Consider the following 13,114-nt stretch of genomic DNA (forward strand, 5'->3'; position numbering starts at 1 on the left):
GACCTTTTTCTATTTATAACCAAGTATTAAGCTTTTTTACTTGCTACCCACTCGTTTACAAAGTTCTCTAGTACGTTAAGTGGTACAGGGCCATTTTTAAGTATAACGTCGTGGAACTGACGAATATCAAACTTATCGCCTAGTTGCTTTTTAGCCTCTTCACGCAGCTCTAAAATTTTAAGCATACCCACTTTATAAGCTGTCGCTTGCGATGGCATTACAATGTGACGCTCAACCATTTTAACACCGTCAGATGTGGCGTTAGGCGTATTATTTACGTAGTAATCAATACCTTCTTGGCGAGTCCATTTCATTGCGTGAATACCGGTATCAACGACTAAGCGACACGCACGCCATAATTCCATTGAAAGGCGACCAAAGTCTGAGTATGGGTCTGAGTAAAGGCCCATTTCTTTAGGAATGTACTCTGAGTATAAGCCCCAACCTTCAATATAAGCGGTGTAGCCACCAAACTTACGAAACTTAGGTACACCTTCAAGCTCTTGTGAAATGGCAATTTGCATGTGGTGACCCGGAATACCCTCATGGTACGCTAATGCTTCCATTTGGTACGTTGGCATCGCTTCCATGTCGTAAAGATTTGCGTAGTAAATACCAGGGCGTGAGCCATCTGGCGCAGGTTGTTGGTAAAATGCTTTACCTGCTGCTTTTTCGCGGAATGCTTCAACGGCTTTAACTTTAAGATCAGCCTTTGGCTTAACAATAAATAACTCATCTAGACGAGTTTTCATGGTGTTGATTAGGCCAGTGGCTTCATCTAAATAACGCTGTTTACCTTGCTCGTCATTGGCATAATAAAATTGTTTATCCGTTTTCATAAACTGCATAAACGCTTTTAAATCGCCTTTAAAGCCTACTTTGTCTTTAATTTCACGCATTTCATCATGAATACGTTTTACTTCAGCAAGGCCAATGGCATGAATTTCTTTAGCGGTTAAGTCAGTTGTTGTGGTGCGCTTAAGTGCGTTATTGTAAAACGCTTCGCCGTCAGGCAGTTTCCATGCGCCATCGCGGTTATCTGCACGTTTTTCTAGCTGTGCTAAGTAATTAATTAACTTAGAGTAAGAAGGCTTAACGGCTGATTTTAATGCATCAGTTGCCTCGCTAATTAAGGCATCTTTTTCATCTTGGCTAATTTCAAGAGCGCTTACTTTACGTTTAAAGTCGGCTAATAGTGTTGAGTCTTCACCTTTTTCAAACGGCGCACCATGAATGATGTTTTTGCTCGAATCTATAACATGTGGGAACACAAATTTAGGCGCAATAATGCCTTTATCAGCACGGGTTTCTAAATCAGTAATTAGCTGATCAAATACAGTCGGTACACCGTTTAAACGCGCAATATAATCTTTAGCTTCTTTAACATTACTAATTGAATGTTGGTTAATTAAAAACGCAGGCACCATAGAGTGAGTACCAAACATTTGGTTAACTGGGTAGTTATGGTAACGCCATTTAAAATCAGCAATCGAGCTTTCTAGGTCTTGTTTTTTTAAGTCGTAACTTACTTTAGTGGCATCATCAAGCAGGTCGCGGTTGATAGCATTTAAAGTAACTAAGTCTTCTTTTGCTTGCGCAAGGTCTTTTAGTTTTTGCTCTTCGCTGCCGTCATCCCATTTATCGTAATCTTTTTTAATACCCATGTAAGTTTGATAAACCGGGCTGCTCATCACATCGCGGTTAAAGGTATCTTCAAAAAACGCATTCGCTTTGTCGATTTCGCTTTGCACAGGTTGCGCTTGAACTGCAGGCGCCGGGGTTGTTTGTTGTGGTGCCTGCTGGCAGCCGGCTAAAATAGCAACGCTCACGGCTGCTGCAATAAAGGTAAGTTTACGCATTGTTTTCCCTTTGTTGTTAGAAACCCATTAGGGTGTATTATATTTATTTGCTTGTATTTTATGTTTATCGCGCGTGGTTAAAACCACTACACGAACAATTCTAGCAGGTCATTTAAAAAACGATGCCCTTTGAGGCTAACTTGCCAGTGGCCATTTTCTTGTATTAACAAACCTGCATTTATTGCTTTAGTTAACGCTGCTTGTTGGCTTTGTAATGGCTGATTAGTCAGCGCACTGTAATCATCAATAGGGCAAGGCTCGACTAAGCGAAAGCGATTCATAAAAAATTCAAAGGCTAAATCGTCTTGCTCTACTTGCCAGCTTTTATACAAGTACGGCTTAAGCATATCCATGTAACCGCGCGGATGCTTGATTTTTTCAGTACGGGTAATAATGCCGGTTTTTGCATCAGTCACCTTACCATGAGCGCCACAGCCAATACCGAGATAATCGCCAAAACGCCAATAATTCAAGTTATGTTGGCATTGAAAGCCTGGCTTTGCATAGCCCGATATTTCGTATTGTATGTAACCGGCTTGAGCAAGTAGTGCTTGGCCTTGCTCTTGAATATCCCATAGGGTTTCATCTTGTGGCAAAGTGGGCGGCTTGGATGCAAATTGTGTATTAGGCTCAATAGTGAGCTGATACCAGGAAATATGTGGCGGGTTTAAAGCAATTATTTTTTTTAAATCGCTCAGTGCATCGTCAAGGCTTTGCCCCGGTAAGCCATGCATTAAATCAAGGTTAAAGCTATTTAACCCGGCTTGCTTAGCTTGCTCTGCAGCGTAGTGCGCTTCATTGGCACCATGAATACGGCCAAGTGCTTTTAACTTGTCGTTTTGCATGCTTTGCACGCCAATAGAAATACGGTTAATACCCGCTTTAACGTACTCTTTAAAGCGCCCGGTTTCTACGGTACCAGGATTTGCCTCAAGGGTTATTTCGCAGTTGTCGCTTAGGCCAATTAGGTTATCGACTTCGCTTAATAAGCGGGTATATGCATCGCCAGTTAATAAGCTTGGTGTACCGCCGCCAATAAAAATACTGTGAATTTTACGCCCTTGCACCAAGTGCAAATCGGCTTTTAAGTCGTCAATTAAATGCTGAACATATTCAGCTTCAGGAATGTCGCCTTTTTGCCCGTGGCTATTAAAGTCGCAATAGGGGCATTTTTGCACGCACCAAGGTACGTGCACATATAAGCTCAGTGGTGGAAGGTTCACAGGCCGCCTTTGCTTTGTAGCTCTAGTAATAACTTTTTAAGTGCTTGGCCGCGATGACTCACCGCATTTTTTTGCTCTTTGGTGAGCTCGGCGCTGGTACAGTTTTGCTCTGCTACAAAAAATACTGGATCGTAACCAAAGCCGCCTTCGCCATTTTGGATTTGCGTAATTTCGCCCTCCCAACTTGCGCTGCAAATAAGTGGGGTAGGGTCATCGGCGTGGCGCATTAATACCAGCACACACCAAAAGCGGGCTTTACGATTTGGGTTATCGGCTAATTCGTTAAGTAGTTTATCTATGTTGTCTTGATCGCTGGCGCTTTCACCGGCAAAACGAGCTGAGTAAACACCCGGCGCACCATTTAAGCCATCTACCTCTAAGCCTGAGTCATCTGCAATGGCTGGCATGCCGGTAATTTTAGCAGCATGGCGGGCTTTAATTATCGCGTTCTCTACAAAGGTGGTGCCGGTTTCGGCCACTTCGTCTACGTTAAAATCGCTTTGCGGAAGCACATTTATATTAAGCGGGCTAAGCATATTGGCCAGCTCGTTAACTTTGCCAGGGTTGCCTGTGGCAAGCACTAATGTTTTGGTCATGTTTTTAATCTACGTAAAATTTTTGCTGAAACGTGAGTTTTTGAGACTGACTACCTTGCTGGATGTTTATCTCAAAACGTAAAATCTCTTCGTTGGTGTAGTCTACTTGCGCAAGGTAATAAATTGATTCACCTTCTTTTACTTCTTTAAAAGTAAGGGCTTGCTTATTGCCGAGTAGGTTTTTTGCGGTGCCGCTGAGCTTAGCGGTTTGCGCGGTTTTATCGCTATTGTTTTTCAGTACTGAAATATTAACAATGCCTTTATAACCACTACGCTCAAGGCCATATGTTTTAGCTATTTGCGGCTGAATAAAGGTAGATGGAAAAGCAATGTAATGCACTTGCCAAGGGCCCAGCTCTTTGTACTGTGCGCCTTGCATGTCTTCACTGTGGGCATTAAAAGCAAAGGCTAAAAAACTAATAAAGCAAAACTTAATTAAACGGTTCATTATGATGTCCTATATAAAAAAGAGGCCAAAGGGCCTCTTTTGCTTATAACAAAAAATTTAGGCTAAAAAGTCCATTAGCAGCATTTGTAAAAACTGAATACCAATAATTAGTACAAGCACCGATAAATCTAAGCCACCCATTGGTGGAATAATTTTACGAAGTGGCTTGAGCATTGGCTCAGTAAGCTGATGGAAAACCGCTTCTATTGGGTTATAACCTTGACTTACCCAGCTTAAAATAGCGCGAATAATCAATACCCAAAATACAAGGTTTAAGCCTTCTTTAAGTACGGTAATAAGTGCTTGTATAAGCACAGGTTGCGCAGCCCATGCGCCGTATATCACCAGCATTAAAGTACTAATTTTGGCAACGGCTACAATAAATGCCAGCAATAGAGAGGCTAAATCAAGCCCACCTAGTCCAGGTATAATTTTACGTAACGGGTTAACTGCAAACGACGTTGCTTTAACCACAAATTGGCTCATTGGGTTGTAAAAGTCGGCTTTTGCCCACTGTAGCCAAAAACGCAGTAGTACCACCATTAAAAACAAATCAAACAGGGTACTGATCAAAAATTGCATGGCATTCATAGTGTAACCTTCAATAAAAAGTAATTTTAAAGTTCTTTTTCCATTTGCATTGCACGCGCAATACACGCATCCATTGCATCGCTAACTGTTTGCACTAGGCCTTCGCCTTTTAAATGCTCAACCGCAGCATGGGTGGTGCCGCCTTTAGAAGTTACATTAGCGCGTAATTGCGAAATGCTTATCTCTGGTTGGCTCAATGCCATTTCGGCTGCACCTAGCGCAGTTTGCTGTACTAAGCGACGCGCATCTTCATCGTTAAAGCCTAGTGCTTTCGCTTTTTCTTCAATGGCTTCCATAAATAAGAAAAAGTAAGCGGGCGATGAACCTGTCACAGCAATGACATCGTTAATTTGTGACTCTTGCTCTACCCACACAACAATACCTGTGCACTCAAATACTTGTTGTACAAAGTCGTGCTCTTCGGCTGTTTCATCTGCGCCAAATAAACCCGATACACCACGTCCTAGTAGCGATGGCGTGTTTGGCATACAACGTACCATCTTAACGTTTTGGCCAAGCATTTCGCGTAAACGCTTAACGGTTAAGCCAGCCGCTACCGAAATAAACAGTTTATCACTAAAGTCGATACCCGATTCTTGAAACGATTTACATAAATCGCCCATCATTTGTGGTTTAACAGACAATACAATGACATCAGCATCGCGTAAGGCTTCGTTATTGTCGCTGGTGGTTTTCACCTTGAAATCGTCTGCTACCTTGGCAAGCTTTTCTTGGTTGCGGTTTGTAGCAATGATGTTGTTTGCATTAAAACCGTTTTTTACCATGCCACCAATAATAGCGTAGCTCATGTTACCTGTGCCTATAAATGCGATTGTTTTATCTGACATATGTCTGTTATCACCTTTTAAGTTCGAGTTCCAAAAATATCTGTGCCGATCCTCACCATGGTTGAACCTGCGCTAATGGCGGCTTCAACATCATTGCTCATCCCCATCGACAACGTATCTATATGAGGATATTGGGCCTTTAGTTTATCAAAGCAAGTTTGTAATTGCTCAAAAGATTGACTTTGCTCACTCGGATCGTCGCTTTTAGCCGGAATAGCCATTAAACCACGCAAAGTGAGTTGCTCACATTGGTCAATAAACTCAGCTAGTTCGGGGATTTGCTCCACGCTACAGCCCGACTTTGCCTCCTCGGCGCTTATATTTACTTGAATAAGCACATTTAAAGGGGCTAGGTTTTCTGGACGTTGACTGTTTAAACGCTTAGCTATTTTTATTCTATCTACGCTTTGTACCCAATCAAAATGTGCAGCAACAAGGGCGCTTTTATTTGACTGAATAGGGCCAATGAAATGCCAAATGATGTCGCTAAATGTGTGTAGTTGAGCTATTTTATCTACAGCCTCTTGAACATAAGACTCACCAAATTGGCGCTGGCCATGCTCGTAGGCAGCAATAATATCGTCGCTTGGTTTTGTTTTTGATACTGCTAGCAGCGTAATAGTATCGCTACTACGCTTAGCATTTTTAGCCGCGCTGGCAATTCTAGCGTAGGCGGATGTGAGTCGTTCTGCTATTGTAACCATATATTTATCAGTTAGTTGTGGAGTCATAAATGGATATTACCGAATTATTAGCGTTTAGTGTGCAACACAAAGCATCTGATTTACACTTATCGTCAGGTGTTTCACCTATGATACGCGTAGATGGTGATGTTCGCCGCATTAATATACCTGCACTTGCAGACAAAGATGTAAACAGCCTTGTTTACGACATTATGAACGATAATCAGCGCAAGGACTACGAACAAAATCTAGAAGTGGATTTTTCGTTTGAAGTGCCTAACCTTGCACGATTTCGTGTTAACGCATTTAACTCAAACCGCGGCCCTGCAGCGGTGTTTCGTACCATCCCTAGCGATGTACTGACGCTTGAGGATTTAGGTGCGCCAGATATTTTTAAAACAATATCAGATAACCCGCGTGGTTTAGTATTAGTTACCGGCCCTACTGGTTCGGGTAAATCAACAACGCTTGCGGCTATGGTCGATTATATAAATCAAACAAAACATCACCATATCCTCACCATTGAAGATCCTATCGAATTTGTACACGATAATAAACTCAGTCTTATTAACCAACGTGAAGTACACCGAGATACGCACAGCTTCTCTAATGCACTGCGCAGCGCGCTGCGTGAAGACCCGGATGTAATACTTGTTGGTGAGCTACGTGACTTAGAAACTATTCGCCTTGCGATGACCGCCGCAGAAACTGGCCACTTAGTGTTTGGTACGCTACATACCACCTCGGCACCAAAAACGATTGACCGTATTATTGATGTATTCCCAGGTGAAGAAAAAGATATGGTGCGCTCAATGCTTTCTGAGTCACTGCGTGCCGTTATTTCGCAAACACTACTTAAAAAAATTGGCGGTGGACGCGTGGCCGCGCACGAAATTATGATTGGTGTACCGGCGATTCGTAACTTAATTCGTGAAGATAAAATTGCACAAATGTATTCGTCTATTCAAACGGGTGCATCACACGGCATGCAAACCATGGATCAATGTTTAAATAATTTAGTTAATCACGGTATTGTGACAACCGCAGCCGCAAAAGAAAAAGCCCAAGATAAAACCCAGTTTGGTGGCTAAGGACATATTATGAATTTATCTTTAAATCACTTTTTAAACATAATGATTGATAAAAAAGGCTCGGATTTATTTGTCTCTAGCCAATTACCAGTCAGTGCAAAAATTAATGGTGAGCTTATCGCTCTTAGCGACGATAAGTTAAGTGATGAGCAATCGCTTGCGCTTGTAGAGTCAGCAATGAGCGATAAACAAAAAAACGAATTTCATACCACTAAAGAGTGTAACTTTGCGATAGCCACAGACGAAGGGCGTTTTCGTATATCGGCTTTTTGGCAGCGCGATAGAGCGGGTATGGTTATTCGCCGCATTGTAACGCAAATACCTGATATAAGTGATTTAGGGCTGCCCTCTACCCTTACCGATGTGATTATGTCAAAACGCGGGTTAGTGCTGTTTGTTGGTGGTACTGGCACGGGTAAATCAACTTCACTGGCTGCCTTAATTGGCTACAGAAATCGTCATCAGCGTGGCCATATACTCACCATTGAAGATCCGATTGAGTTTGTACACGAGCACCGTAAAAGTATTATTACTCAGCGCGAAGTAGGGCTTGATACCGACAGCTTTGAGTCGGCACTTAAAAGCTCTTTACGCCAAGCTCCCGATGTTATTTTAATTGGTGAAATACGCTCGCAAGAAACCATGGAATACGCTCTGAGCTTTGCCGAAACGGGTCACTTATGTGTGGCTACATTGCATGCTAATAATGCCAACCAAGCCATTGACCGTATTATGCACTTAGTGCCTAAAGAAAAACACGACAAGCTTAAGTACGACTTAGCGCTAAATTTACGCGCCATTGTTGCCCAGCAGCTTATTCCCACTTCTGATGGGGAAGGGCGTGTAGCTGCGATTGAAATATTATTAAACTCACCCATGGTGGCAGAGCTAATTAAAAATGGGGATATTGGTGGCATAAAAGAGGCCATGTCTAAGTCTAAAGAAATGGGTATGCAAACCTTTGACCAAGCCTTATTTGAGCTATACAAACAGCAACGTATTAATTACGCCGATGCATTGCATCATGCTGATTCGCCAAACGATTTACGCTTAATGATTAAGCTGCGTAATAACGAGCAACAAGGTGCAGGATTTTTACAAGGTGTAACCATAGATGGACTAGATGATAAAAACAGCAATTAACACTGTATTTTATCCATAAAAAAAGCGCCGCTGGGCGCTTTTTTTATGGATAAAATTACTTATAACGTTTTATACCACTGCGGTGTTTTTCTACCTTTAAAATAGATTACGTAATTAGAGGAGGCGGTATTACTTATTCACCATAACTGGCTTCAAAAAAACTCTCTAAAATAATCACTGCCGACATATTATCGACATTTCCTTTCCCTAAATTTTTATAACCACCGTGCTCAAATAAGCGCGCTTTTGCATCGGCGGTTGTGAGTCGCTCATCTTGTGTTTGCACCGGTATGCCGTAATGATTGTGCAAGCGGTTAGCAAACTTTTTAGCCTTAAAGGTTACCTCTTGCGAAGTACCATCCATATTAAGGGGTAACCCGACGACCATTAAGTCGGGTTGCCACTCTTTAACTTGAACCGCAATATGATCCCAATTAGGAATACCATCTTGGGCTTTTACCGCTTTTAGGCTAGACGCACTGCCTGTTAGTTCTTGTCCTATGGCAATACCAATGCTTTTGGTGCCAAAGTCAAAGCCCATTACGGTGCGCTGGCCTTGCGGCTTAAGGTTTTTTTTCGTCATTATCGTTCTTTAAGCGTGTCCAGCTTCGCTGCAAAGTTGGCTAACATCAAAGCCCAGCATCGAAACTGCTTTTTCCCAGCGTTTTTCTACCGGCGTATCAAAAATGATCTTCGGATCGGCTTTAATGATCAACCAACTGTTATCTAAAAGCTCTTTCTCAAGTTGTCCTTGCTCCCAGCCCGAATAACCAAGCGTAATAATAAATTGCTCAGGTGCGTGGGCGGTGGTTAGGTTGGCAAGTACGTCTTTTGATGTGGTGATCATTATATCACTGCTAAGTTTTTGGCTTGCAGAGTAGCCTGGCTGGGGTGAATGAAGTACAAAACCTCGGTCGGTTTTAACCGGACCACCTGCAAACACAGAGACTTGCGCGGCTTGTTGGGTTTTGTCGTTGTCTATTTCTATTTTATCTAAAAGCTCACCAACGGTCACATCAATAGGCTGGTTGATCACCAATCCCATAGCCCCATCTTCATTGTGCTCACAAATATAGGTAACGGCACGTTTAAAAAAAGGGTCTTGCATCGACGGCATAGCGATTAAAAAATGATTTTCTAATGATTGCATAGATTTCACCCTTTTAGTTTATGAATACTTATTGAACCTCGAGTATGGCATAGATATATACGTAGCGTATAAAAAGTCCATTAATTGTATGAAATACTTAAATTAATGGACTTATAAATGGTGTTTATTTAGCGAGCTTACGCTCAATTGCGTCAAACAAAATACCGGTAATAGATATATCGTAAGCGGCTTCAATTTCACGTACGCAGGTTGGTGCTGTTACGTTAATTTCGGTGAGCTTGTCGCCAATAATATCTAACCCTACAAACACTAACCCTTTTTCTTTAAGCGTAGGGGCAACTGCTTGAGCTATTTTAAGGTCTGACTCGCTAAGGGGGCGGGCTTCACCACGGCCGCCCGCAGCTAAGTTACCGCGGGTTTCACCATTTTGTGGAATACGTGCTAAACAATACGGAATAACTTCACCATCAACAACCAATACGCGTTTATCACCTTGTTTGATCTCTGGAATGTAATTTTGCACCATGGCAAAGCGACTACCATGCTCAGTTAAGGTTTCGCAAATAACGCCAATGTTTGCATCATCTTCTTTAATACGAAAAATAGATGCGCCGCCCATGCCATCAAGTGGTTTTAAAATAATGTCTTTATGCTCAGCTAAAAACGCGCGTATTTGAGCTTGGCTGCGTGTTACTAGCGTATCTGGCGTATGTTCGCTAAACCACGCTGTAAATAGCTTTTCGTTAGCATCGCGCAGGCTTTGTGGTTTATTAATAATTAATGTACCTTCTTGCTCTGCACGCTCTAAGATATAAGTTGCGTAGATGTACTCCGTATCGAACGGCGGATCTTTTCGCATTAAAATAACGTCTAGGTCGGCAAGCGCGATTGTGGCTTTTTCTTCAAGTTCGTACCACTTTTCGGTGTTGTTAAATACCTGCGCTTTTGCTGCGGTTGCATACGATTTACCTTGGCGAAGCGATAAGTCATCCATCTCCATGTAGTAAATTTCGTAGCCACGTTTTTGAGCTTGCATCATCATTGCAAAACCGGTGTCTTTTTTGATGTTAAATCCACTAATAGGATCAGAAATAATACCTAACTTTATCGCCATGCGCTGTGCCTTAATCTAATTATAATGACTACTAGAGTGCTAATAGTTTTAATATGAGGGTGCCATTGAGCTATTTCAATTAGCTAAATCGCCAAATTGTAATTGTAATGCGCTTAAGACCGTTAAAGCGGCCGTTTCTGTTCGTAAAACGCGCGGTCCTAAGCGAATATCAACAAAGTGCTGATCTTTAGTTTGCAGCATTTCTTCATCGGTAAAGCCGCCTTCAGGGCCTACTAAAAAGCGTACACCGGCGCTTGGAACGGTTATTGTTTTAATGCTGTGCTCGGCACGAGGGTGCAAAGTGAGCTTAATGGCGTCTGTTTGTTGTTCAAGCCATTGCTTTAAATCAACCGGTGTGTGAACAACTGGCACAAAGTTACGCCCCGATTGTTCGGCGGCTGAAATTGCAATTTTTTGCCATTGTTGGTGTTTTTTTTCTAACCGGTCGCCACTGAGTTTAACGCCACAGCGCTGACTAAAAACAGGGGTGATTTCGCTAATACCAAGCTCAACAGATTTTTGGATGGTAAAGTCCATTTTGTCGCCACGTGATACGCATTGCCCTAAATGAATTTTAAGCGGCGATTCGACATCATGCTCATCAAAACGTTGTGGCATAACAACAACTGATTTTTTAGTTACCTCAATAATTTCACTGAAGTATTCACCGCCTTCGCCATTAAAAATAGACACATGTTCGCCTACTTTCATGCGCAATACGCGGCCAATATGGCCCGCTGCATCGTCGTTTAAAGAAACCGGGGTGTTTAAGGCAATACTCGATGCCTGATAAATATGAGGTACTCGCATGGGGGTCACTTATTTTATAGCGTAAAGGTGTATAGCGCTATGGTAAGTAAGCAGGGCGTTGTACGCAATTATTTATTTTTGTTTAAGTGACTTGGCAAGTGCGATTAAATCTTTAGGTGTTTCGGCAATATCGGTATCGCACGATAAGTGATTTTTAAAGCCTTCGTCAGTAATACGATTAAATGTATAGCCGTTGTCGTCAAAGCTAACTACGTAGCGTTTTTCATGCAGGGAGTTATATATAAAACGTTGTTTTTCGTCGGCAAGTAGATAGTCGGTGTTATTAAATAATACGCCCTGAATATCGTGGTGCTCGTGCAGGTAAGTGGCCAGTTCAGATACGCTAATTTCGTTTTCTAGGTCGCAATAGCAATAGTCTTTAATGAGTTCGTCAAACATCATTTTTACCAGCTTACGGGTGTTACTGCCTGCAACTATTAAGGTGCTGGGTGTATCGGGTGCCGCGTGCTTAAAATAATACTCGGCAAATGTACGACTAAATTCGTTATCTATATCAATTAACAAATAGTTAGTTACTTCAAATGACATAGGGCCCCGTTGCTTTATGCAAATGTGTTATGCCAGTTAACTAAATACGGGGCGCTTGGCGACTTATTTAATAGCGTGGCGTTAAAGTGAAAACATGCTAATAAGTAAATAGCCTATAGCACAAAAAACAGCAAACTCAATGCATGCTATGCCTATATTGTCCTGATGGTCGACCTCTAAAGCGGCATCAATATTGGGTAATGAAATGGCTTTTATTACAAAACTTAAACAATATAGTAACACCCACATTACACCGCAATGCATTACCAGTGTAAATATATTTTCGACCATTTTTCCATTTTGAAAGGCCGCACTAGATAATCCTGCATACACGGCTAGGGCTAAACCTATTGATTTTCCTGCGTATCTAATGCCAATAGAGGTGTTTTCAAGGTTAAAGTTACTTTGCAGTGAGGCACCTTGGTTTGCTTTAGCGAAGCGGTATTCACGGATTTTACTATCTAGTGCAAACATCCCTTGTAGTGTAAAAAAGCTAACAAAAGCAATAAGTAAGTTACTAAACCCTTGTGCATGAGTCCAGGTATACAAGCCAAGTGCAATAATGCAGTTGGCTAATAACATACCAGAATCGACCAATGCAGCGCATACATTTTGCTTTAATATAGCAGCTTCTTCATTAAATCTATGTAATATCCATTTTCTATGAATTAAATGCCCGGCTTTAATAAATGTAAATAATAGAACAATTAAAATAACCACTTTTAATGGATTATGTTGTGCCGTACTCATACTTATTTCATCAAATAAAAACGCCATAGTGGCAATAACCACGGTAATTTCTGAGGCGAAACTAATCCCCATTGCAAAATTATCATGCTGCGCTAGTTCATCTTTAAGTGCCTGTTTTGCTTTTATTTGAGCGACAATTCTAAGACTAAAAATAGTAATGCATATAACCGCAAAACTAATGGCAATCGCAACTAAACTAGTGTTAGATAATGATAAATATGACATGCTGATCCTAAGTAGAGATAACCTTTCTTGGTTTTAGTTATTCTAGTATGGTTAGCGCATATATAAAAGAGAG

General features: G+C 41.6%; 15 protein-coding genes. 2 read left to right on the forward strand and 13 right to left on the reverse strand.

Features of this window, described 5'->3' with window-relative positions; genetic code table 11:
• Positions 1-26 precede the first annotated feature (26 nt).
• The 7 genes from EJ103_RS02660 to EJ103_RS02690 form a co-directional block, all read right to left on the reverse strand.
• Positions 27-1,859, reverse strand: coding sequence for a DUF885 domain-containing protein (locus tag EJ103_RS02660; protein WP_126005912.1), 1,833 nt, complete (start codon positions 1,857-1,859; stop codon positions 27-29).
• An 86-nt stretch (positions 1,860-1,945) separates the two neighbouring features.
• A complete protein-coding gene (hemW, locus tag EJ103_RS02665; RefSeq protein WP_126005914.1) occupies positions 1,946-3,082 on the reverse strand; it encodes a radical SAM family heme chaperone HemW in 1,137 nt (378 codons plus the stop codon).
• On the reverse strand, positions 3,079-3,678 hold the full coding sequence (locus EJ103_RS02670; protein ID WP_126005916.1) for an XTP/dITP diphosphatase: 600 nt from the start codon (positions 3,676-3,678) through the stop codon (positions 3,079-3,081). Before EJ103_RS02670 ends, hemW begins: the two co-directional genes overlap by 4 nt.
• A gap of 4 nt (positions 3,679-3,682) precedes the next feature.
• Positions 3,683-4,126, reverse strand: coding sequence for a DUF4426 domain-containing protein (locus tag EJ103_RS02675; RefSeq protein ID WP_126005918.1), 444 nt, complete (start codon positions 4,124-4,126; stop codon positions 3,683-3,685).
• A gap of 57 nt (positions 4,127-4,183) precedes the next feature.
• Positions 4,184-4,717 (reverse strand): YggT family protein, encoded by a 534-nt coding sequence (locus EJ103_RS02680; RefSeq protein WP_126005920.1) that lies wholly within the window; start codon positions 4,715-4,717, stop codon positions 4,184-4,186.
• 26 nt (positions 4,718-4,743) lie between these two features.
• The gene (gene proC, locus EJ103_RS02685; protein ID WP_004586838.1) at positions 4,744-5,565 is read right to left on the reverse strand and encodes a pyrroline-5-carboxylate reductase; all 822 of its coding nucleotides are present in this window, start codon (positions 5,563-5,565) and stop codon (positions 4,744-4,746) included.
• Between the two features lie 17 nt (positions 5,566-5,582).
• A complete protein-coding gene (locus EJ103_RS02690; protein ID WP_126005922.1) occupies positions 5,583-6,296 on the reverse strand; it encodes a YggS family pyridoxal phosphate-dependent enzyme in 714 nt (237 codons plus the stop codon).
• Positions 6,297-6,298: 2 nt separating this feature from the next.
• Between EJ103_RS02690 and EJ103_RS02695 the strand changes: the two genes are divergently transcribed.
• Together EJ103_RS02695 and EJ103_RS02700 are read left to right on the forward strand one after the other, a co-directional pair.
• A complete protein-coding gene (locus EJ103_RS02695) occupies positions 6,299-7,339 on the forward strand; it encodes a type IV pilus twitching motility protein PilT (protein ID WP_004586840.1) in 1,041 nt (346 codons plus the stop codon).
• A 9-nt stretch (positions 7,340-7,348) separates the two neighbouring features.
• Entirely contained in the window at positions 7,349-8,482 is a 1,134-nt protein-coding gene (locus EJ103_RS02700) for a PilT/PilU family type 4a pilus ATPase (RefSeq protein WP_126005924.1), read from the forward strand.
• Between the two features lie 133 nt (positions 8,483-8,615).
• Here EJ103_RS02700 and ruvX read toward each other — a convergent pair whose 3' ends face one another.
• The 6 genes from ruvX to EJ103_RS02730 form a co-directional block, all read right to left on the reverse strand.
• On the reverse strand, positions 8,616-9,065 hold the full coding sequence (gene ruvX, locus EJ103_RS02705) for a Holliday junction resolvase RuvX (RefSeq protein ID WP_004586842.1): 450 nt from the start codon (positions 9,063-9,065) through the stop codon (positions 8,616-8,618).
• Between the two features lie 9 nt (positions 9,066-9,074).
• The gene (locus EJ103_RS02710; protein WP_004586843.1) at positions 9,075-9,632 is read right to left on the reverse strand and encodes a YqgE/AlgH family protein; all 558 of its coding nucleotides are present in this window, start codon (positions 9,630-9,632) and stop codon (positions 9,075-9,077) included.
• Between the two features lie 124 nt (positions 9,633-9,756).
• A complete protein-coding gene (gene gshB, locus EJ103_RS02715) occupies positions 9,757-10,707 on the reverse strand; it encodes a glutathione synthase (RefSeq protein ID WP_126005926.1) in 951 nt (316 codons plus the stop codon).
• 75 nt (positions 10,708-10,782) lie between these two features.
• Entirely contained in the window at positions 10,783-11,517 is a 735-nt protein-coding gene (gene rsmE / locus EJ103_RS02720) for a 16S rRNA (uracil(1498)-N(3))-methyltransferase (protein WP_126005928.1), read from the reverse strand.
• A 72-nt stretch (positions 11,518-11,589) separates the two neighbouring features.
• The gene (locus EJ103_RS02725) at positions 11,590-12,066 is read right to left on the reverse strand and encodes a hypothetical protein (RefSeq protein WP_126005930.1); all 477 of its coding nucleotides are present in this window, start codon (positions 12,064-12,066) and stop codon (positions 11,590-11,592) included.
• An 81-nt stretch (positions 12,067-12,147) separates the two neighbouring features.
• Entirely contained in the window at positions 12,148-13,041 is an 894-nt protein-coding gene (locus tag EJ103_RS02730) for a hypothetical protein (RefSeq protein ID WP_024031545.1), read from the reverse strand.
• Between the last annotated feature and the right edge of the window lie 73 nt (positions 13,042-13,114).

This window comes from Pseudoalteromonas sp. Xi13 (assembly GCF_003952205.1).
Classification (GTDB): Bacteria; Pseudomonadota; Gammaproteobacteria; order Enterobacterales; family Alteromonadaceae; genus Pseudoalteromonas; species Pseudoalteromonas atlantica.